Annotated in this window: 23 protein-coding genes; 16 read left to right on the top strand and 7 right to left on the bottom strand. The window is 54.1% G+C overall.

The features are described from left to right. The first annotated feature begins 11 nt into the window (after positions 1 to 11). From AC2FNN_RS14880 to AC2FNN_RS14865, 4 genes are all read left to right on the top strand, one after another. Positions 12 to 899 carry a polysaccharide deacetylase family protein gene (locus tag AC2FNN_RS14880; RefSeq protein WP_496759307.1) on the top strand — a complete coding sequence of 296 codons (888 nt, stop codon included), beginning with the start codon at positions 12 to 14 and terminating at the stop codon, positions 897 to 899. After that, complete coding sequence (locus AC2FNN_RS14875; protein WP_170451045.1) at positions 896 to 2167, top strand: amidase family protein; 1272 nt, start codon at positions 896 to 898, stop codon at positions 2165 to 2167. The genes AC2FNN_RS14880 and AC2FNN_RS14875 overlap by 4 nt, the downstream gene beginning before the upstream one ends. 95 nt (positions 2168 to 2262) lie before the next feature. Continuing rightward, positions 2263 to 2922: an NAD(P)H-dependent oxidoreductase gene (locus tag AC2FNN_RS14870; protein ID WP_170451043.1), complete on the top strand. Its 660-nt coding sequence runs from the start codon at positions 2263 to 2265 to the stop codon at positions 2920 to 2922. Between the two features lie 270 nt (positions 2923 to 3192). After that, positions 3193 to 4539, top strand: coding sequence for a dihydrolipoyl dehydrogenase family protein (locus AC2FNN_RS14865; RefSeq protein ID WP_496759306.1), 1347 nt, complete (start codon positions 3193 to 3195; stop codon positions 4537 to 4539). Positions 4540 to 4832: 293 nt separating this feature from the next. On the opposite strand, the gene AC2FNN_RS14860 is transcribed toward AC2FNN_RS14865, so the two are convergent. Further along, entirely contained in the window at positions 4833 to 5753 is a 921-nt protein-coding gene (locus AC2FNN_RS14860) for an SMP-30/gluconolactonase/LRE family protein (protein WP_170451039.1), read from the bottom strand. Positions 5754 to 5878: 125 nt separating this feature from the next. On the opposite strand from AC2FNN_RS14860, the gene AC2FNN_RS14855 reads away from it, so the two are divergent. Next, positions 5879 to 6160, top strand: a complete 282-nt coding sequence (locus tag AC2FNN_RS14855) for a winged helix-turn-helix transcriptional regulator (RefSeq protein WP_496759305.1) — start codon at positions 5879 to 5881, stop codon at positions 6158 to 6160. A gap of 346 nt (positions 6161 to 6506) precedes the next feature. Here the strand turns inward: AC2FNN_RS14855 and AC2FNN_RS14850 are convergent, their stop codons facing one another. From AC2FNN_RS14850 to AC2FNN_RS14835, 4 genes are all read right to left on the bottom strand, one after another. Continuing rightward, a complete protein-coding gene (locus tag AC2FNN_RS14850; protein WP_496759304.1) occupies positions 6507 to 7385 on the bottom strand; it encodes an alpha/beta hydrolase in 879 nt (292 codons plus the stop codon). A gap of 156 nt (positions 7386 to 7541) precedes the next feature. Then, positions 7542 to 7682, bottom strand: a complete 141-nt coding sequence (locus AC2FNN_RS14845) for a hypothetical protein (protein WP_496759303.1) — start codon at positions 7680 to 7682, stop codon at positions 7542 to 7544. A gap of 254 nt (positions 7683 to 7936) precedes the next feature. Further along, complete coding sequence (locus AC2FNN_RS14840) at positions 7937 to 8761, bottom strand: porin family protein (RefSeq protein WP_496759302.1); 825 nt, start codon at positions 8759 to 8761, stop codon at positions 7937 to 7939. Further along, complete coding sequence (locus tag AC2FNN_RS14835; RefSeq protein WP_496759301.1) at positions 8751 to 9824, bottom strand: AraC family transcriptional regulator; 1074 nt, start codon at positions 9822 to 9824, stop codon at positions 8751 to 8753. The genes AC2FNN_RS14840 and AC2FNN_RS14835 overlap by 11 nt, the downstream gene beginning before the upstream one ends. Positions 9825 to 10302: 478 nt before the next feature. On the opposite strand from AC2FNN_RS14835, the gene AC2FNN_RS14830 reads away from it, so the two are divergent. From AC2FNN_RS14830 to AC2FNN_RS14805, 6 genes are all read left to right on the top strand, one after another. Then, positions 10303 to 11358: a DUF1214 domain-containing protein gene (locus tag AC2FNN_RS14830; protein WP_496759300.1), complete on the top strand. Its 1056-nt coding sequence runs from the start codon at positions 10303 to 10305 to the stop codon at positions 11356 to 11358. Positions 11359 to 11375: 17 nt separating this feature from the next. Then, on the top strand, positions 11376 to 12386 hold the full coding sequence (locus tag AC2FNN_RS14825) for a DUF1254 domain-containing protein (RefSeq protein ID WP_496759299.1): 1011 nt from the start codon (positions 11376 to 11378) through the stop codon (positions 12384 to 12386). Positions 12387 to 12426: 40 nt separating this feature from the next. Continuing rightward, entirely contained in the window at positions 12427 to 13215 is a 789-nt protein-coding gene (locus AC2FNN_RS14820; protein WP_496759298.1) for a transporter, read from the top strand. A gap of 49 nt (positions 13216 to 13264) precedes the next feature. After that, positions 13265 to 13729: a phosphate-starvation-inducible PsiE family protein gene (locus AC2FNN_RS14815; RefSeq protein ID WP_496759297.1), complete on the top strand. Its 465-nt coding sequence runs from the start codon at positions 13265 to 13267 to the stop codon at positions 13727 to 13729. A gap of 272 nt (positions 13730 to 14001) precedes the next feature. Beyond that, on the top strand, positions 14002 to 14103 hold the full coding sequence (locus AC2FNN_RS14810) for a YjhX family toxin (RefSeq protein WP_496759317.1): 102 nt from the start codon (positions 14002 to 14004) through the stop codon (positions 14101 to 14103). A 93-nt stretch (positions 14104 to 14196) separates the two neighbouring features. Then, positions 14197 to 14520, top strand: a complete 324-nt coding sequence (locus tag AC2FNN_RS14805) for a hypothetical protein (RefSeq protein WP_496759296.1) — start codon at positions 14197 to 14199, stop codon at positions 14518 to 14520. Positions 14521 to 14671: 151 nt separating this feature from the next. Here AC2FNN_RS14805 and AC2FNN_RS14800 read toward each other — a convergent pair whose 3' ends face one another. Continuing rightward, entirely contained in the window at positions 14672 to 15034 is a 363-nt protein-coding gene (locus AC2FNN_RS14800) for an EthD domain-containing protein (protein ID WP_480667349.1), read from the bottom strand. Positions 15035 to 15278: 244 nt separating this feature from the next. Here AC2FNN_RS14800 and AC2FNN_RS14795 point away from each other — a divergent pair, with 244 nt between their 5' ends. From AC2FNN_RS14795 to AC2FNN_RS14775, 5 genes are all read left to right on the top strand, one after another. Continuing rightward, positions 15279 to 15521 (top strand): ArsR/SmtB family transcription factor, encoded by a 243-nt coding sequence (locus AC2FNN_RS14795; RefSeq protein WP_496759295.1) that lies wholly within the window; start codon positions 15279 to 15281, stop codon positions 15519 to 15521. Positions 15522 to 15616: 95 nt separating this feature from the next. Further along, positions 15617 to 16297 (top strand): IS6 family transposase, encoded by a 681-nt coding sequence (locus AC2FNN_RS14790; RefSeq protein ID WP_496759294.1) that lies wholly within the window; start codon positions 15617 to 15619, stop codon positions 16295 to 16297. Positions 16298 to 16553: 256 nt separating this feature from the next. After that, positions 16554 to 17525 (top strand): autotransporter outer membrane beta-barrel domain-containing protein, encoded by a 972-nt coding sequence (locus AC2FNN_RS14785; protein WP_496759293.1) that lies wholly within the window; start codon positions 16554 to 16556, stop codon positions 17523 to 17525. Positions 17526 to 17665: 140 nt separating this feature from the next. Next, entirely contained in the window at positions 17666 to 18079 is a 414-nt protein-coding gene (locus tag AC2FNN_RS14780) for a hypothetical protein (RefSeq protein ID WP_496759292.1), read from the top strand. Between the two features lie 222 nt (positions 18080 to 18301). Then, a complete protein-coding gene (locus AC2FNN_RS14775; RefSeq protein WP_496759291.1) occupies positions 18302 to 18565 on the top strand; it encodes a hypothetical protein in 264 nt (87 codons plus the stop codon). A 57-nt stretch (positions 18566 to 18622) separates the two neighbouring features. Here AC2FNN_RS14775 and AC2FNN_RS14770 read toward each other — a convergent pair. Further along, on the bottom strand, positions 18623 to 19230 hold a 608-nt coding region (locus tag AC2FNN_RS14770), incomplete at its 5' end, for a helix-turn-helix domain-containing protein (RefSeq protein WP_496759290.1).

Here is a 19230-nt window from a genome sequence, read left to right as displayed (position 1 = left end):
GGAGCAAGACCATGCAGAAGAAAATTATCTGGCCGAACGGCGCGCGATGCGCCTGTGCGATCACCTTTGATATCGATGCGGACAGCCTGATCCATATCGCAAAGCCGGTCGACGGGCATGATCGCCTCTATCCGATCTCCATGGGGCGCTACGGGCCGACGGTTGCCATCCCTCGGATTCTGGAAACCTACAAACGTCTCGGGCTGAAACAGTCCTTCTTCGCCCCCGGATGGGTCGTGGAGCAATATCCAGATGCTATGCAAGCCATCCTGAAAGATGGTCATGAAATCGGCCATCATGGCTATTTGCACGAAGACCCGACAAACCATAGCGCGTCTGAACAAGCCTATTGGTTTGAACGCGCGCTGGAGTCGCATAAGCGGGTTCTGGGCAATGTGCCAAAAGGCTATCGCGCGCCGGTTTACAATGTGACGCAAGCCGTCATCGACTTGCTGAACAAGCATGAATTCGACTATGACAGTTCGCTGATGGCGGATGATGTGCCATATCTCATGCGATCCGGCGGGCGGACTTTGGTCGAACTTCCGTCGCATTGGGGGACCGACGATTGGCCGCAATTCGCCCATTTTGAGGAGATTGGCTACATGATGCCCGTCGCCGGGCCACGCGCCGGGCTGACCCCATTTTGGGAGGAATTCGAAGCCCAATACGAAGAAGGTGGCTTCTGGATCGGTATTTGGCATCCCTTCCTGACCGGGCGTTTGGCGCGGTGGCGGCAGGTGGAAGACTGGATGGAAACCATCTTGAACAGGGGTGACGTCTGGTTCGCCACTCTCGGAGAGATCGCGCAGCACGTGCGCACGCAATATGAGGCAGACCGGCAAAGCGTACGGGTTGAAGAACTGCCTTATTATAAGGCTCCGGCCCTGACGACATGAATATCCTTCAACGGGCGCGCGACTTCGTGGCTTCGCTCGACGCGCAGCGCGAGGTATTCCTTAGCGTTGCGCCAGATAGACTGTTGGATGATGCCCGATCCGCCTCCGCGCGGCAGGCCGCAGGGAGCCTGCTTGGCCCGTTGGACGGCCAGTTTCTTGCGGTGAAGGCCAATATCGACGTGCAAGCGCTCCGAAGCCATGCGGGATCTTTGGCCATCGATCCTCAACCAGCAGACAATGACGCCCCGATCGTGGCCAAGCTACGTTCTGCGGGCGCGATCATTCTGGGTCATGTGAACATGTCGGAGTTCGCCTTCTCCGGGCTCGGAGTTAATCCGCATTTCGGCACCCCTCTAAATGCGTTGGATAGCACACTGGTGCCCGGAGGGTCCTCGAGCGGATCGGCGTCAGCCGTTGCCTTGGGCTTGGCCGACATCGCATTGGGCACAGATACCTCCGGCTCCGTGCGCATTCCGGCCGCCTGTCAGGGCCTGGTGGGGTTTCGCCCAACTATGGGCCGTTATGAAAGCGCCAGGATTTTACCACTGGCGCCTTCTCTGGATACGCCAGGCTCACTCGCTTTTAACGTCAGTCAGATTTGCGCTGTAGATCGCGTTTTGTCGGATTGCAAAGAAACCGGGGACGCCTGCCGTCATATTCTGTGCCTGAGGGAAGACGCCCTGGTGGGATTTACCCCGGAAATCAGGGCTATGTACGAACAGGCCCAGCAGCATTTGTCCGATCATGGCATCGAATTGGAAAGGGTTGATATCCGTAGTTTCACTCGTGTCACGGAGATCTTCCAAACCTATGGAACGCTGGTGAGTGCCGAAGCCTTTCGTATTCTGCCAAGCTTGGTCGGAGACCAGCAGGCCAGACTGGACCCAAATGTGCAGGATCGCCTTGCTCAGGCGGCTTCAATCCTTGGCACAGATCTGCAGGCATTGCTGGAAATCCGGCGGGCATTCATCTCAGACTTTGGCAGGGAACTGGCAGGGAAGATGCTGCTTTACCCGACATTGCCGTCGTACCCGCCGTCTGTTCAAGCCGTGACCCGCGATAAAGGGGTCTTTGCACGGGAAAACGCCCGTATCCTGTCGGTATCGATGAAAGCCGCTTTCCTCAATGCCCCAACAATTTCCATTCCATTTGGAGAACGGAGACCGGGGGTCAGCCTATCCTTGAGCGGCGGCGCAAACAGGGACGCGGATATACTTGCGACGTCGTCTCATCTGGAGAAGATTTTTTCAGCGATTAGAGATGGCTGAGGTCAGCTCACTCTATTCAGAATTCTCTTCATTTGTACCTGTGCGTCTCTGGCTTCACCTTTGAATGGTTCATTGCAAACTGACTAGGTGACAAGATGACCACAATCCTGAGAATTGACGCCAGCGTACGCCGCACCGACAACCCCGTTTCGGCCTATAACTCCATTTCCCGCGCTTTGGCGGACAGTTTCGTGGAAGAATGGAAAACGGTTGATCCGGACGTCGAAATTATTGTGCGTGACGTCGGAATGACCCCGCCGGACTTCATTTCCAACGATTGGATCGCGTCCGTCTTTACACCGGATGAAGAACGCACTCCTGAACAGAGCGCTTTGGTCAGCTTGTCTGATACGCTGATTGACGAGCTCGACCGCTCCGACATCCTTCTGATTTCGACGCCCATGTACAACTATGGCATGCCCGCAGCCCTGAAGGCTTGGTTTGATCAGATCATCCGGATCAATAAGACATTTACGTTTGATTTGGCGCGCGGCGACTTCCCTCTGGAACCGATCATGTCCGGAAAAACACTGGTGCTGCTGACATCGGCTGGCGAATTCGGCTTTGAGAACGGTGGGATTCGCAATGACTCGGGCCACCTTTCTGCGCATATCGGCACCTTGCGCAAGTACCTAGGCGCAGAACGCATGTTCGAAGCTGCGGCCGAGTATCAGGAATTCGCGGATGAGCGTCACAAAGCTTCGGTTGCCTCAGCTCAGGCCCAGGCACGTCATATTGCGCGTGAGCTTGCCTAACCGTTGGCGGTCCGGCAACTGGAGATGTCTATGGCCGCGACCACAATTCCCGGGGACGCGTCACCGGAGCGTTGCTTGCTTGACTGATCGAAAAACCTGACGCGCATTACTCTTTGTGCGGACCAGTCAGTTTCATGGGCGACGTGCAGGCTGACCTGGAAAGCCAAGGCGTTCCCGCCGAGCAAATCCACACCGAATGCTTCGGTTCCGCCATGTGATCTCTATAGACAAAGATCCGCAATCAGAAATTAGAACGAGAGGAGTAACAATATGCGCGAGTCATATGATGTGATCGTTATTGGTGGGGGCAATGCAGGGTTCGGTGTTTCCTCCGTGGCACATAGAGCCGGAAAGTCCATTGCCTTTATCGAAGCACGCGATTTCGGCGGGACCTGTCCCAATCGCGGCTGCACGCCAAAAAAGGTTTTGGTGGCGGCCGCCCATGCAATGCACGAGATCGAACAAGCCCCCATCCATGGGATCGAAGTCAGCAAGCCAAAGCTCAATTGGGCGAAACTGATCGACCGAGAGAAAGACCTGATTGGTTTCATCCCTGAAGCCATGCAGGGGCTGGCCGAAAAACGCGGGGATGTCTTTCGAGGCACTGCGCGTTTTGTCGGGCCGAACGAGGTTGAGGTCGACGGTCAGATTATACATGGCAAGGACATCGTTATCGCAACAGGATCGAAGCCAAGGCCTCTGCCTATTCCCGGCAGCGAGCACATGATCACGTCCGATGAGGTTCTGTCCGATGCGACATTGCCGAAAGAAGTTGTCTTCATTGGCGGCGGCGTCATTGCCATGGAGTTCGGTCACGTCTTCGCACGAGCCGGTGTGCGGGTGATAATCCTTGAAGCGTTGCCACAGTTGCTGCCACGTTTGGACAGCGACGCCGTCTCGGCTCTGCAAGCGGAAACCGAACGGCTGGGCGTAGCGGTCAAAACCGGAGTATCGGTGACGGCAATCGAGAAGACTGCCGACGGGTTGCGAGTTGAATTCGAACATGACGGCAGAAATCAAAGTCTTTTGGCCGAGCGGGTCGTCAACGGCGCAGGCCGCGTCGCCAATATCGACGGGCTTAACCTCGATGCCGCCGGTGTCGAGCATGACGGACTTCGTATTCTGATCGACGATACGATGCGGTCCACCTCCAACTCTTCAGTCTGGGTTGCAGGCGATGCTGTCACCAGCTCCGCTCAACTTTCCCCCATCGCAACGTATGAGGGTCAGATTGTCGGCCACAACATCGTGCATGGACCAACTAAAAGGCCGGATTACAGCGTGATCCCCAGCGCCGTCTACACCGTTCCAGCGCTCAGCACCGTGGGCCTGACTGAAGCCGAAGCGCGGGAAAAGGGTCTCGATGTCTCAGTTACGGTTTCTGATATGTCCGGGTGGTTTTCCACCAAGACCTACGCGGAAACGGCAGCCTGGTCCAAGGTTTTGGTCGACAAGAGTACCGATCAAGTCTTGGGTGCACATATTCTGGGCCATCACGGTGACGAACTGATTCATCTCTTTGCGATGGCCATGCGTCACGGCATCTCTGCCAGCGATCTCAAGTCCTCGCTATATGCGTTTCCGACCTTCGCTGCGGATATGAAATCCTTGATTTAGAGCAGCTTGATACAAGCTGATCCTTCCCAAAGGAGAGCCGCCACCAACGGTAAAGTCTGTCTGATTACAGGTGTCGGTGACGGAACCGGAGCATCGGTTGCCCGCCGGTTTGCACGGGACGGATAACCGTATTGCCTTGCTGGCCCAGAACGCGGTTAAATCGATGTCATCCGCCATGAACGCCCGCGCGTCGAGTACCTGAGACCTGAAGGTATTGGGAACTCTCAATTGTGCGCCTTGCACAAGACGTAACGCGCGGCCCGCGCGGGCCTTCAGCGCAAAAGTCTCTGCCATTAGAACAGCAAAGCGCCGGTTGTTGGCAAGAGGACCGCATATACGCTTGTGGACGCGGTGATGATTAGGCGATTGCGTTTCGGCCCGCCAAAGCAAACATTCGAGACCTCTTCTGGGACGAAAATCTTGCCCAGCAGCGTGCCATCCGGGTGGTAACAATGAACGCCGTCCTTTGCGCTCGTCCAGATACGGCCTTGGGTATCGAGCCGAAATCCGTCAAAGACGCCTTCTTCGCATTCAGCAAAGACATCCCCGCCTGAGAGCTTGCCGTCTGCACTAACGGAGAACGCGCGGATATGATGCTCTCCGCTTGCGTAACGCGTGCCGCCACTGTCAGCAATATACAGCGTTTGCTCGTCCAGCGAAAATGCAAGTCCATTCGGACAGGCGAAGTCAGTAGTCACTTGTGTGACATCGCCGGTGGCTGGATCGAGACGATAGACATGTTCACCGTCAAGCTCTGGGTCAGCCTGAAACCCTTCGTAGTCAGACTCGATCCCGTAGGCCGGGTCACTGAACCAGATCGTGTCATCTGATCGCACCACAACATCGTTGGGGCTGTTGAACCGCCTTCCCTCGAAGTGACTGGCCAGAGTCGTAACCGACCCATCATGCTCAATCCGGGTGACACTGCGCGTCCCATGCTCGCAAGCCACGATCCGCCCTTGCCGGTCGAGCGTTGAGCCATTCGTGTAGCATCCGAGGCCTGAGCGGATGTCTCCGACTGCTCCGGTCAGTTCGTCCCAGCGGAGCCGTCGATCATTGGGAATGTCGCTCCAGATCAGGCATCTGAACGTCGGAGAATACACCGGTCCTTCTGTCCATTTACCGCCTGTCCAGATTTGCTCGATCGGCTCATCCAGTTTGATGCTGCGTCTGAACCGATCATCACGGATTTCGTAGGTGTCTGTCTTGGTCATTGCAATATCGACTTGGGTTGCTACAAATTGCATAGCAATATAGGTTGCTACAGAAAGTATAGCAAGTGACTAAGATACCGATACCAGGTCAGCCTGTTCGTGGTTCAAAAAGCGGCGCGCCCATTATGGCTCTGTTCGATCTGCTTGGACGGCACTGGGCTATGGGAGTCCTTTGGTCGTTGAGCGAGGCTGGCCCATGCACATTCCGAAAGCTGCAAGAAGAGTGCGAAACAATCTCACCTGCGGCACTCAACACCCGACTGAAAGAGCTTCAAGCGGCGGGATTTGTTCATCGCGTTGCTGAAGGATATGCGTCGACTGATCTGGGACAACACCTCTATGATCATCTTTGCCCACTCGGAGACTTCAGTAAGGAGTGGGCAAAACACTTACACTCTCAGGCATAGGAAAGCGGACGTTCAGAATCATTGATTGAAAGTTCGGTTTGTCCGCATTCTGTAATGTCGAAACCCAAGCGAGGGTGCGGCCGCAGCGAAAGTCCGGTCTGACGGGCCGCGCCGCAGCGATGGCAGGATGTGGTGAAGGGCAGCTTAGGGCCGTCCCCGCAGGTCCAGCCCCGTCCAATATGCGAAAATGCTGCGACCGACCAAATGGCAGCGATGAGCCCACTTAAACCGATGCTGCGCGTTGCTCGAACGTCAGCTTTGCGTTGGCACTCTAGGTGCGTTGTCAGGCTCATAGAACATAATCAAAATCTGGTTCAAATGGTTCTCATCCGTTGGAATCCCAGTATTAGCTGCCATTTCGATACCGTTTTAGTGTCTGCGGATAGTTCGGTGGAAAACTCCAGACAGCTTCGCCCGGAGCACGCACAAGCCCGCGCGCTTGAGGATCTCGGTCTGTAAGCAGAGAAATGAACAGGTCACTGCTGGCCCATGGCGAAGATCGGAAATACCAATGCCCGTTTCCTGTATCGGCCGCTTCGGCCTCGGTCACGTCGATGATATGTAGGGTTTTCATCTCAGAAAGTCGGCGCTGAAACAGAGACCCATTTATTGCTTCATCGGAAACCTGACCCAGACGGTCGCGACCGAAAACCAACCGTGACATCGCAAGCGCTGAATCAGTCTGCGATTGATAGAGTGTCAAATCTGTAACGGCATCCAGAAGGCCGTCTTCAATCGATTGCAAAAAGTAGCTTCGATCAAGATCGCTGCTGATCAGGATCAGCCGTCCCAGCCGTGGCTTTGGTTCAGGCCGCAAAGCAATCTGATAGGCGGCTTCAAATGCTAGCCTCGACCCAGCGCTGTATCCTATAAGGTGAATGCGCCGGGCGTTGGTGTTTGCCGACAGGTATTCGACAAGAGACCGCAAATTGCGGCGCGTCGCCAATGCAGATTCCTGATCCCGGAAATACGCCAGGCGATTGGGTGTAGCGGGCCAGTTGTAGCTGATGAAAGCGCCCTGATAGCCCAGAAAGTGCTGCAACTCTTTGGAAACAAGGGTCGAGTAGTCAAAATCGACATTGTAGCCATGGATATAGATGAAAATGTCTTTGTTGCGAGAGGCTGCAAGGTGATCGTCAAGCCGTTGGGCAAACCGAAGACCGGCTGCATTCATCTCCTGTCGCGAAGGTGGATCGTTCATGTAGCGTGTAACGCTGAACGGCATGACACCAATCTCTTGTACATCAGATAAGCTGAGCGTGTAGTCTTTAGCGCGGTCGCGCGTCATGGTAACGTGGCGAAGCTTTTCCAACGTTGCCAGTGGGGGGTTGCTTTGCACATCGGCAACGCCGGTGCGCAGAATGTGACCGCGCTCATTGTTCTAATAGGCTTGTGGGTCACCGGGAACCGCGGGCAGCCGATCTGTGGCGTAGAATAGCTGCGAACGCTGCACAAAGTTGTCTGCCGTGATGCCCTTGTAAGGGTCAAAAGCAGCCTCGGCATAGACCGTTGGTGAAGGCATCAGTTCAATTTCGTCATAGATATTTGGCCCGCAGCCAGCCAGGACACAGAACGAACACACGGTTGCCGCAGGCAAAGCCCTGGTAATCAGTCGCCTCGTCGTTCCTTTCCTCAATTGCCTTTGTCCGACTGTTCGCATCCAACTGCAATTGTCTGTCCCAAGCATGACGGCACCGGTGCTCGCGCCTTGGTGCAATTTCGAAACTTCAGACCTGTTTGTGTTCGGCATGGCCGCCTTTCGCATAATGCCTTTGCTCAGAAGCTGTATGTCACACCCAACACGGGTCCGGATTGTGAGAGCTTGAACTTGCTATCACCTTCACCTTTGTCGACCAGGATGTAGCGATAACCTGCGCGCAAATTCCACTTTGGAGTGATGGCATACCCCACCGTAGCTACAAATTGCGCCGTTTCGCGATTTGAGCGAAATCCGCCGTAGTCAGCCAAGGCAATTGCTGACCAGCGGTCATTGATCTGATACCGGATACGGGCTGCAATTAGGGGATCTACCCAATCGTCGCTGGTTCTTGAACTTGGTGCCGGGGTGGGGCCGCCGACCAGAGTGATTGTGCTGCTGGTATCAAACCAACGAAACCCGCCACCGAGATCGACAACCAGAGCTTGGTCCTGATAGACCGTGTAAGCCGCATACCCGCTGAAGAACTGTGTCTTCAGGCTCGTTTCTGCGCCGCTGAACACCGGGCCAGGGGTGTCGCCTTCAAACGACAGGTCTGTGCGCATGTAGTCTGCGATCAGTGACCATCGACCGTGTCGCGCCTCAACCGTGCCCATAAAGGCGAGGTCTAGATTATCAAGTGCGTCGCTGAAGCTCAGTTCCGACTCTAAGGGGCCAATGGTTGTCTCGGTATCTGCGCCATAGATGTAGAAGCTGCCGTAAAAGCTCCAGCCAGAGTCCTGAGCCACTGCTGGAGACCCGTAGAGCAGCGTAGTCGGCGCAACTAGAAAGCTACACACGATACTCCTTACCTGTGTGAAGTCCATGATCTGCTCCCCTTTTTTGATCCCAAGATTGAAGCGCGGCAAAAAGGTGAGCCGCGTCGTATTCCTGTTACGTTTCACAATCGCATTCGACCGGGTCGAGTATCGGAACAGATGCCTCAACGCCATTCATTTCACGGGCGCGAAACTCCGACGGTGTCTGACCCGTCCATTTCTTGAAGGCCCGTGTCATGGCCGTCGCGTCAGAGTACCCCAACTGATCAGCAATATCGCCGACCGACAATTCAGACTTGGAAAGCAGGTGCTTCGCCTGGTCACATTTGGCTTCGATGACGATGCGCGACAGTGATGTCCCATAGGCAGCAAGCCGTCGGTTGAGAACCGCGCCTCGAAAACCGCATGCCTTGGCGAGCGCCGTAGCCGACAAGTCCGTGCGCCCGACCATTGAGTTGGCAACGCTTTGGATCGAACTCAACAAATCTGTGGGCACTGGGTTTTTTTCGTCCTGAGTGGTCGATACGTACTCGGTGGAGGTTCGGTTAACCAGTTCAAATAAAAGCCAAGCACTTGGGAAGCGGATTGAATACCCGTCTGAGCCCGCACCTACCGCCCGGATGCCGTAGAAGTAAGACGGGAGCAGATCAGGACGGTTCACACGCACAAGAACCTTATTTGCTTCCCAACGCTGACCTGCGGTTTCATGGAGCAACGTAGCCCATCGGCTGATCTGAAACGCATCCATATAGGCGGGCGAACAGCATGGCGTGAACCTGCGTTTGGCGGACAGCACGGCGAATTCTCCAGAGACATCGAGTGTCATGGTGACCGCATTTGTGTTGTTTCCCGCATGAACGCAAAACCTGGCAATGAAATCGGCCAACGACTTTGCTACGCGAAAGGCCTGTCCGAATGGGGATGCAACGGTCGGATCTGAAGTTTGACCAACAAGTGCTGGAAAGTCTGGGGATGTCTTTTGTGCGACGGCTTCAAACACGGCATAGACAGTGTCGTGCGGAATGAAACAACTCGGAGCGTTCAACTTCGAGAAGGATAGATCGAATTCCGCAAGGAGACTTTCTACAGATTGACCGGATTCTTGAAACGCAAGCAAAAGCGGCACGATAACCCGCCCGCGTGTAAGCGGCGGTGTTCTGTGTTGAGCATGTGCGTCCTGCCCTGTCATCATAGCTCCTTAAGACCCCGCAATTGAAAGGTCAGGCACGTCAAGCATAGACCAGCGCGGCTCAGTGTCCCTGACCTGCGTCAAAGCAGAAGTCACTTTTTGAGGTAAAAAAGTCAGGTGCCCGCTGGTAGGGGCTCAATCGAAATGAACCACGCTACCCGCAGAGAGTGCGCTCTAACAGACTGACATCACCGCATGAATAATAGGCACGCCGCTGGGTCAATATGCAAAGAGAGTTTCTAGTTGTTGGCCGAAGCGCTATCGCTACCTGTCATTTTTGACCAGTTTTCGGAGGCGGCCGCTCCAATCTGTCAGGGCATACATTCGAACTTTGTGGTTTGTTGGAGAGAGATGGCCACGGCTCCAATTGTAGCATTTCAAAAACAACAAAATGAGAGGCGTGAGAGTGAGCTTTTGATCAGGTGCCGGGACCATCAAACAATGCATTTCTGTAATTGGCTAGTGGAGCGGGCAAACTATGAATCTCACGCACAAACGCTGGAAACTTGCTGCTTTAGCTTTCCTGATTGGAAGCACAGCGACCGCTCAGAGCTTTGATACCACGGTCGATGCACTTGCTGAGACATACGAAGTGCCCATTACCATTAACAACTTTGTTCGGGCTGCTACAGACAACGAACTGAAGACGTACAATGGTCTGGCCGGAGGCGTAAATCAGTTCTTTCACTTCAAAGAACCCACCCCCATCGACAATCAGCCCACCATTCGGATGAATCGCGACACACTCTACAGCGTTGCGGTAATTGATATCAGCAAAGGCGCAAGCTTGACTCTGCCCGATGTGGGCGACCGATACATGACGACGATGGTGGTCAATCAGGATCATTTCATCAATGAAGTGTTCGACGGTGGCGGTGTGTTCCAGCTTGACATGGACACCTTTCATACCCCCTACGTACTTGTTTTCATGAGAATACTTGTGGATGCCGAGAGCCCTGAGGATGTCGCGGTAGTCAATGCAATTCAAGATGGGTTCACCATTGATGCCGCCTCCGCGACGCCCTTCGAGATGCCCAGTTACGACGCGGAGAGCTTTGAGGCGCTGCGCCAAGCCGCAATTGAGCTGGGCAGGTTCGCCACAGACAGCGTCCGGACTTTTGGTACGGCAGATCATGTAGACCCATTGCGCCATTTCCTTGGCACCGCCGTCGGCTTTGGCGGACTGCCCGAAGACGAGGCCTTTTATCTCAATATCGAGCCCGGCCTGTCGCTTGGAGAATACAAAATCCAGGTCCCAGCGGATGTGCCAGTGAACGCGTTCTGGTCCGTGAGCCTCTACAATGCAGACGGGTTTTTTGAACTCAATTCCCTCGACTCGTATGTGGTCAATTCGGTCTCAGGCACCAAGAATGACGATGGCAGTGTGACCGTGCATTTCGGCGGTTGCGACGACGGACGCGTGAACTGTCTCCCGATCATGGATGGCTGGAACTATGCCGTGCGCCTCTATCAGCCGGGCCCAGAGGTCATCGACGGAAGCTGGGTCTTCCCCACAGTAGAACCCGCAAACTGAACAACAGGATGCCTACGATGAAAAAGCTTCTTCTGACAGTCGCGCTTACACTCCCGACAGGCGTTTGGGCCGAAGACATGGTCGATGTGACCGTCGACACCCTTGTGCGCGCCGAGACAGATCACATGTTTCGCACCAACATAGCCAATCTCGGCCTCGCTGTTGGCGAGTTAGGGCATATGCGCGAAGCCACCACACCGGACAACCAGCCGGTTATCCGCATGAATCAGGACACGCTCTACTCCGGCATCTTGCTGGATTTGAGCAAACCCGTCGAAGTGACATTGCCCGAAGCGGATGGCCGTTATATCTCGATGCATGTCATCAATCAGGACCACTTCATGTATGCCGAGGCAGAGCCCGGCACGTATCAAATCACACAGGAAGACCTTGGTACGCGCTTTGGTTTCATCGCGTTTCGCACATTTGTCGATGTGACAGACCCGGATGACATTGCCGCCGCACAGGTGGCACAGGATGGGATTGTTGTCAGCGGCGGTGGAACGGGCCCGTTTGATGCGCCCAACTGGAACACCGAACAACTTGCCACTGCGCGTCAGGCGATAAACGACTTATCCCTGCTGGGCACCGATACAGCCCGGGCCTTTGGCAGAACAAAGGACGAGATTGATCCGGTTCAGTTTCTGGTCGGGGCGTTCTCGGGTTGGGGCGGTCTTCCGCCTGAGGCCGCGATCTACATGTTGAACGCGGTCGATCAGAATGACGGCGAAACACCACATGCGGTAACGGTCAAGGATGTGCCGGTTCGGGCGTTCTGGTCGGTGACCGTCTATAACGGTGACGGTTTTCTGGAAGCCAATGATCTGGGCGTAAACAGCTACAACGGCTACACAGCCGAAGCCGTAGAAGACGGCTCGGTCACCTTGCATTTCGGCGGGTGCGACGATGGCCGCGTGAACTGTCTGCCGATTACTCCGAGCTGGAATTACGCGATCCGCCTCTATGAGCCCGAGGATGCAATCCTGAACGGCACTTGGACCTTCCCGAAGCTTGAGCAGATCAACTAGACCGCTCGCCCAAACCCCATCTCAAAAGGAGTACACGGCTATGCGTCGATCCCATACTCTTATGGGGCTGCTTATTGCAGCCAATGCCGGAACCGCAACCGTTGCAGACGAGGCATCCGATCTGGCCCAGGAACTGGCCAACCCGCTTGCGGCAATCGTCTCGGTTCCGTTTCAATTGAACTACGATGAAAATCTGGGCGTCTCTGATCAGGGCTCGCGCACCACGCTGAACTTTCAACCAGTCGTGCCCTTTCAACTGAACGATGACCTTAACCTGATCACCCGAACTATCATTCCTTACATCTGGCAGGAAGACGTTGTGCCGGGCACGCGCCAGGAGGGGTTCGGAGATATCCTGTTCTCCGCGTGGTTCTCGCCAATCGGAACCGGGGACATAACGTGGGGTGTGGGTCCCGTTGTGCGTTTTCCAACCTTTAGCGACGTATCGAGTGATACATGGGCCGCTGGGATCACCGGGATTGCCTTGCGGCAGACGGGGCCGTGGACCTATGGTGCACTGGCCAATCATCTGTGGGATCTAGAAAGCAACCCCGACACCCCCACGAATGTGAGTTTTCTCCAGCCTTTTGTTGCTTATTCCACCGAAGGCGCGTGGACCTATTCGCTGCAAAGCGAAAGCACCTATGACTGGGAAACTGAAGCCTGGGCTGTGCCTATTAACGCTTCGGTCTCCAAGCTAGCCCAATGGGGGGCGCTGCCGGTCAATCTGCAAGCGGGGGCGGGCTACTGGCTGGAAGCGCCCGAGGTGGGTGCCGAGGGCGTTCGCTTGCGTTTGCAGGCTCAGGTCGTCTTGCCCGGAGGGCGCTGACGTTTGGCTGAAGCAGAGCTCATGAAATGTCGAAAATAGGGAGGTCTTGATGGCCGATCAGATGCAACGCAATGCGCAAGCGCATGTCGAGCTTGACCCAGACCATGAAGATCTGATTGTCAGAAGCTGCAATCGTCTCATTCGACACGCCGTTCGGGTGATGTCTTTGTTCATGGTCGTTGTGATCGCATTTGCCGTCATCGACGCCGGTTACTCGTTCTATATCAAGCTTGTAAGTCCGCCGGTCTTGATTCTTGACGTCAGTGATCTGTTGGAGGTATTTGCGGCCGCGCTTGTCGTGCTGATCGCCATCGAGATTTACACGAATGTCACGCTCTACCTGACGGCCGATGTCATACATGTGAAGCTAGTAGTTGCAACTGCCCTGATGGCCGTTGCCAGAAAGGTCATCACACTCGACACGACGGACCTGGAGCCGCTTTATTTCGTTGGGTATTCTGGACTCGGTCTGGCGTTTGGCGTCACGTATTGGTTGTTGTGGCGTGGCAAGTAGGTATTTCACAGAACACTTTAATAGACGCTGGCATAAGCAAGATCGCCGACATTTGTGTTTTTTTGAAGCCGCAATTGGCACCTTATTCAGCCAAGGAAGAAACGTTTGATATTCCCAAAAAATCCGGAAGCAGACCTTGGCACTTGTCCGGCGAAAGATCGCTTTGTCCGCGCTGACCGTGAGTTCAACCGGCCCCCGATTTTGCGCTCTCGGCGGAGGTCTCCTCTAACGGGCCGCGTCGCGGCGACGGTGACCAGGGTCGAACGGCAGCTATCTCAAAGCACGAGCAACGTGTTTTGCATGAACTTGCCCTCGGCGGGTTGATCCAATTCGAGCGCCTGAAAAACGGCAAAGTCCATGACCTCACTTGTTAGACGCGTGACGGTTAATGCGATCACCTGAGGAGCGCCAAATACAGCGGCGCGGCGCCGGCTCTGTATCTTTCCCAAAGCTTATCGGTTGCGGGGATGGTTGCGCGCCTTGCGTTCATTTCCCCGTTTGTAGTTGCCGGTGACGCGAGCCATTTCCTGCTGTTGGCTCTCGAAATCCAGACCATTCATATCTTGCAGAAACCATTCCGCCTTGTCGCCCCGAAGAATCGTTGCATGCCGACCGTGATGATCGACAACTACGTCGCCAGTCTTGGCGCGCCGGTAAGTGAAACCAAGATTGCTCATTTCGATCTCGTCGTATTGTTGCTCTGGGTGTCTGACATCAGCGCTCGCCGGACAGGTTTTGGGCTTGGATTAACAGGAAATCCGGAACATCGAAATGTACCGTTGGCAAGTTAGTCAGGGGCGTTTAGCGCCAAACACGCAAACACTTCTCTTCTGAAGAAAAGATCCGGATTGTCCTGATCGGTCTGCGGGATGAAGTGAGCATTGCGTCGCTGGGGAAATTGGCGAACGCGACTTGTGGGCTGAACGACTTTATTCAACTGATCTAGAATTCCCGCTCTTGGACAATAAATGCGCATGACTTTGTGTGGTCGACAAAATTGGACTCGTCTTGCAGCAATTCTACGCTTAGTTCTTGCATTTCAGAGGTGCCCATCGCCTCCATCAGATCTTCTTCAGAAGAGAACCAGACCTCAGCCAAACCGTCAAATTCCGGTTGCATGTTTCTGGACTCTCTCATCGCACCATTCAGTGGGCTGTCAATTGTATGGCTTTGTACGTACCGCTTAGAGCGCATTACCGTCGCGTTCTTTTGAAAAAATGGCCCGTGCTTGTTCAGCCAATAATCCTGAAACTCTTCTCGGCTAATGTCCGAACGGCGGCGCAAACACATGATCAGTTTAATCATCGGGAATATCTCTTTCTGATGCTCAGATGCTCTGAGTATGAGCGGAAATACTGAAAGGTCCAATAGCCAGCAGTGGCCAACCAATACGCAGGCATGTAAATAGATTGCTACTCTATCCGCGCGGCGAAGGGACTGTTAACAGACATTGTGATATCAAGATTTAGCACTGTTTTGGAGCGCCACTTGAAGGCAGACCTCAGCGAAAACGCCCTTGAAGCAACCGACTTTCTGAAGGCCATGGCGCATGATGGTCGTCTGCAGATATTGTGCTTGCTTCTCACCGGAGAAATCTGTTGGAGAAATTCAGGACATGTTCTCCATGCGCCAGGCTGCAGCCTCGCAGCAACTGTGCCGTCTGCGCCTTTCTGGGTTGATCGATGCAAGACGCGATGGGAAGAACATTTACTACAGGATCGCCGATCAACGAGTATCAGCAGTCATAGCTGTATTGTATGAACTGTTTTGTGACGATGTGGGTGATGCGTGAGAGGTTAGAAGGATCTGTTGCAAAGTTTTGGCTGTTGACGTGCATGGGTGTAGTGTGTGGATGGCTTTCGGTCCCAACTAGTCGAAAGTCAGCTCATGATCTCCTTTAAAGGCGCACAATATCCCAAGGATGTGATCCTCTTTGCTGTGTTCTTCTACCTTCGATACGGCGTGTCATACCGGGATCTGGAAGAAATCATGTACGAGCGAGGCGTTGCGGTAGATCACACGACGCTGAACCGTTGGGTGACAAAATACGCTAGTGCAATTGCCGATGTTGCGCGCAGGCGAAAGGGACCGTGCGACCGTTCTTGGAGAATGGACGAGACTTACATCAAGGTGAAAGGAGCGTGGGTTTATCTCTATCGAGCTGTCGACAAGCACGGCAAGACGCTTGATTTCATGCTTTCCCCGCGACGAAACAAACCGGCTGCGACAAAGTTCTTCGCCAGGATGCTGGAGGTCAACGGGCTTCCGAGGAAGATTGTCATCGACAAAAGCGGAGCTAACACGGCTGGCATCAAAGCCATAAACAAGATGCTGAAAGGCTTTGGTTGTCCGATCCCAATCGAGATGGTCAGGCGGAAGTATCTGAATAACATCGTGGAACAGGACCATCGCTTCATCAAGAGACGCACTCGACCGATGTTAGGGTTCAAAGCTTTTGATTCAGCGGCGGCTGCACTGGACGGAATCGAAGTAGCGTACATGATCCGCAAAGGTCAGCTCACGCCCGGAATCTGTCCGTTTCGTCAGTTTGCGGAACTGGCGGCATGAGCCGCGGGTTCGGTGTCAACTCTTCGGTCAGTAAGAAACTTTGCAACAGATCCATAGCTTTCTCCGTTCATCTCCAGAATGCTGACATGGTGAGGCAGCCGGTCGAGTGAGGCGCGGCGAACCGGCGTTAACCTGATGCCTTTCCTCAAAACCTTGACCTGCCAGCGCAATAAAATTGACCCGCGTATTGCCAGATTGATTGCACACCGCGCAACAAACACGTTTGGCAGAAAGGTATCACAAGATGAAAAAGGTGATGGTTGCATCCGCTACAGCGTTCGCTCTTGTCGCAAGTGCGGGAATGTCCATGGCCGGGCCGTCTCGTGACAGCCTCAGTGGGTTTCTTCAGAATGTCCGCACTGCTGCGCAAAGCTATGTCTCCAAAGCCGTCACCGCCAAGCATGCGATTACTGAGTTGACTGCAACCTCAGGACCAACGTTCTGGGTTGAGATCGATGGGAAACACGACAGCTATGATGTCGGTGAGGGCGAGATGACGACGAACAGCGGCAGTCTCCAATATGGCGCGAATTTGCTTTTGGGTGAGGTCGCAGGCGGACAGGTGTTTGGCGGCCTGGAGTTTGGCATCGGTAGCCTGTCCTCGAACGTCGGGACCAACTGGGCCAGCGCCAATATCTCGGCTGACGCTTACGATGCCACCCTTAGCGCACTATGGGTGGCAGACAGTCTGATCTATTTCGACGGGCAACTTCGCTACGGGTATATCGACGGCCAGATACGCCCCAACGGCGGGGCCGCCGTGGATGCCAACGGCAGTGGGTATGAGATAGCCGTTGAAGTGGGCAAGCCTTTCACATTGGCAAATGACTGGGCACTCATTCCGCAAGTCCAGGTTATGTACAGCGATATAGACATGGACGATGTCCCTGATCGGATCGAGGGTGGTCGGGTCGGAACTTTGGTGGATGGCAATACGCTGACGGCCCGGCTCGGGCTGCGTGCTGAACGTGTTACTACGAACAATTCGATGCTGTATGGTCAAATCGATTTCTACCATACCTTCGACAACGCGACCTCGGTGGTGTTTGGGCAAAATACTGTATTCACCGAGCGAGGTCAGAACACCGCCGCCCTGACTTTAGGCGGCAATGTCCTCCTCTCCGACTACTCGCAACTCTATGCCGAGATCACCAGTGAAACCGGATTGGGAAGCAGTTCGGATGACTACAGCTTTGGCTGGAACATCGGCTTCGAGCTTCAGTACTAAAGCGAAATGGGGTTCAGGCCTGAGCTTGATGTCTTTTCTCAAAACCTTGACGAGACAGCGCAATAAATCCGGGCCGCGGATTGCCAGATTGGTTTCACACACAGCGTATCAAGCACGCTCAACCGAAAGGGACCAGGAAAATGAAAAAGACACTGATTACATCTGTCACCGCATTCGCCATTGTTCTGAGTGCCGGAATGTCCATGGCTGGCCCGCTGCGCGGCCACGACCAACGGGGGCATACACAGGATGTTCGTACAATGGTTTCGCAAGCATTCCACTCTGACGGGAGGGGCAACATGATTGACGTAAAACCCCAGGCTTCACAAACGCAATTGCAGGGTACGACGTCGACTGCAGGAAGCTCCGGGGTACCTTCAATAGTGTCTAAAGAATGCTCGGACCTTTGGGCAAATGGGAACAAAGGAACAGAATGTGACATCACTATTGACCTGCATTACGTCGACGTGCCTGAGTTCAGCTTTGATCGAACAAACCTTAGAAACGTTTTGGACATTGATGCTGGTACAGTGGTCAAACACATGGTGCGCTAAGCCTGCGATGTCACAAGTGACCCAACAGTGTGAACGGTCTCAATGGACGTGCCCGGTTCTAAAACGTTTTGCTTCTAACCTGAATCGAAAAGAGTACCTGCGCTAGCTTGATGTGTTTTCTCAAAACTATGACGTGCTAACGCAATAAATCAGTGCCGCAGCTTGCCAGATTGGTTTCACACACAGCGTATCAAGCACGCTCAACCGAAAGGAACCAGGAAAATGAAAAAGACACTGATCACATCCGTCACCGCATTCGCCCTTATTCTGAGTGCTGGAATGTCGATGGCTGGCCCGCGTAATGGCCATGGCATCCGCGCACAGGCCCATGATGTTCGCTTAACGGTTTCGCAAATACATACTCATGGTGAATCCAAATCCAAATCCCAACAAGCCATCAAAGGATCCGGCCGCAGCTCCGGCTTGGCATCACAGCCTTCGGTTAATGAAGATAATTGTGATTCATGCACTGACGCCTGGTCGTAAACGCGCGGCACTTTATCAGCGGACGCTTGAGGCGGTATTTCGGTCGACAAGCGTCCGCTAAACATTTCGAACACTGCCCGGCGATTTGCCCGTCCAAATCTTGTAGGCATTGGAAAACGCAGCCTGATCAGAATACCCGAGTGCAAATGCAATCTCTGAAAGACTGAGCTTGGGATCATCAAGATACTGCTCTGCCAATCTATGTCGGGTGTCTTTTAACAGTTGTTTATAGGTCGTGCCTTCTTTCGCAAGCTTGCGCCCAAGTGTGCTGACACTCGTCCCAAGCGTATTTGCAATTTCATCTTGTGTCGGCGCACTAAAAGACAGTCGCGACGTTATCTCGCCCTGCACCAAAGAGCTTGTTTCACCGATGGCTGGGGGCAAGTCCTTCATCAAGTTCTGCACATGCGTTTCAAGGTGCAACAGCAATGCGGGGTCCGTATCTTTGATCGGAATGCCCATCACTGCCTTGTCGAACAGGATACCTGGAACGCGTTGACTATGCTTGACATCAATCGACAAAGTTTCGGAAATCTGCGAGCTTTTTTCTTCGGTCAATTCATGCGGAAACCGTATTTCCAGGACAGGTAGGGGTGCCTCAGCCGCAATTTGAAAACTGGTCAGGAATGCGGAAACCCGAAACTCGTTATGAGCGCCATCAGCAC

Source organism: Ruegeria sp. BHSA118, from assembly GCF_059613405.1.
The sequence above is the reverse complement of the archived record's forward strand: the minus strand, read 5'-3'. Positions and strand labels throughout refer to the sequence as shown.

Bases quoted from the DNA above. Each gene is read 5' to 3' on its own strand.
- AC2FNN_RS14880 (WP_496759307.1), top strand. From the start codon at position 12: ATGCAGAAGAAAATTATCTGGCCGAACGGCGCGCGATGCGCCTGTGCG.
- AC2FNN_RS14875 (WP_170451045.1), top strand. From the start codon at position 896: ATGAATATCCTTCAACGGGCGCGCGACTTCGTGGCTTCGCTCGACGCG.
- AC2FNN_RS14870 (WP_170451043.1), top strand. From the start codon at position 2,263: ATGACCACAATCCTGAGAATTGACGCCAGCGTACGCCGCACCGACAAC.
- AC2FNN_RS14865 (WP_496759306.1), top strand. From the start codon at position 3,193: ATGCGCGAGTCATATGATGTGATCGTTATTGGTGGGGGCAATGCAGGG.
- AC2FNN_RS14860 (WP_170451039.1), bottom strand. From the start codon at position 5,753: ATGACCAAGACAGACACCTACGAAATCCGTGATGATCGGTTCAGACGC.
- AC2FNN_RS14855 (WP_496759305.1), top strand. From the start codon at position 5,879: ATGGCTCTGTTCGATCTGCTTGGACGGCACTGGGCTATGGGAGTCCTT.
- AC2FNN_RS14850 (WP_496759304.1), bottom strand. From the start codon at position 7,385: ATGCCGTTCAGCGTTACACGCTACATGAACGATCCACCTTCGCGACAG.
- AC2FNN_RS14845 (WP_496759303.1), bottom strand. From the start codon at position 7,682: ATGCCTTCACCAACGGTCTATGCCGAGGCTGCTTTTGACCCTTACAAG.
- AC2FNN_RS14835 (WP_496759301.1), bottom strand. From the start codon at position 9,824: ATGACAGGGCAGGACGCACATGCTCAACACAGAACACCGCCGCTTACA.
- AC2FNN_RS14830 (WP_496759300.1), top strand. From the start codon at position 10,303: ATGAATCTCACGCACAAACGCTGGAAACTTGCTGCTTTAGCTTTCCTG.
- AC2FNN_RS14825 (WP_496759299.1), top strand. From the start codon at position 11,376: ATGAAAAAGCTTCTTCTGACAGTCGCGCTTACACTCCCGACAGGCGTT.
- AC2FNN_RS14820 (WP_496759298.1), top strand. From the start codon at position 12,427: ATGCGTCGATCCCATACTCTTATGGGGCTGCTTATTGCAGCCAATGCC.
- AC2FNN_RS14815 (WP_496759297.1), top strand. From the start codon at position 13,265: ATGGCCGATCAGATGCAACGCAATGCGCAAGCGCATGTCGAGCTTGAC.
- AC2FNN_RS14805 (WP_496759296.1), top strand. From the start codon at position 14,197: ATGGTTGCGCGCCTTGCGTTCATTTCCCCGTTTGTAGTTGCCGGTGAC.
- AC2FNN_RS14800 (WP_480667349.1), bottom strand. From the start codon at position 15,034: ATGATTAAACTGATCATGTGTTTGCGCCGCCGTTCGGACATTAGCCGA.
- AC2FNN_RS14795 (WP_496759295.1), top strand. From the start codon at position 15,279: ATGATGGTCGTCTGCAGATATTGTGCTTGCTTCTCACCGGAGAAATCT.
- AC2FNN_RS14790 (WP_496759294.1), top strand. From the start codon at position 15,617: ATGATCTCCTTTAAAGGCGCACAATATCCCAAGGATGTGATCCTCTTT.
- AC2FNN_RS14785 (WP_496759293.1), top strand. From the start codon at position 16,554: ATGGTTGCATCCGCTACAGCGTTCGCTCTTGTCGCAAGTGCGGGAATG.
- AC2FNN_RS14780 (WP_496759292.1), top strand. From the start codon at position 17,666: ATGAAAAAGACACTGATTACATCTGTCACCGCATTCGCCATTGTTCTG.
- AC2FNN_RS14775 (WP_496759291.1), top strand. From the start codon at position 18,302: ATGAAAAAGACACTGATCACATCCGTCACCGCATTCGCCCTTATTCTG.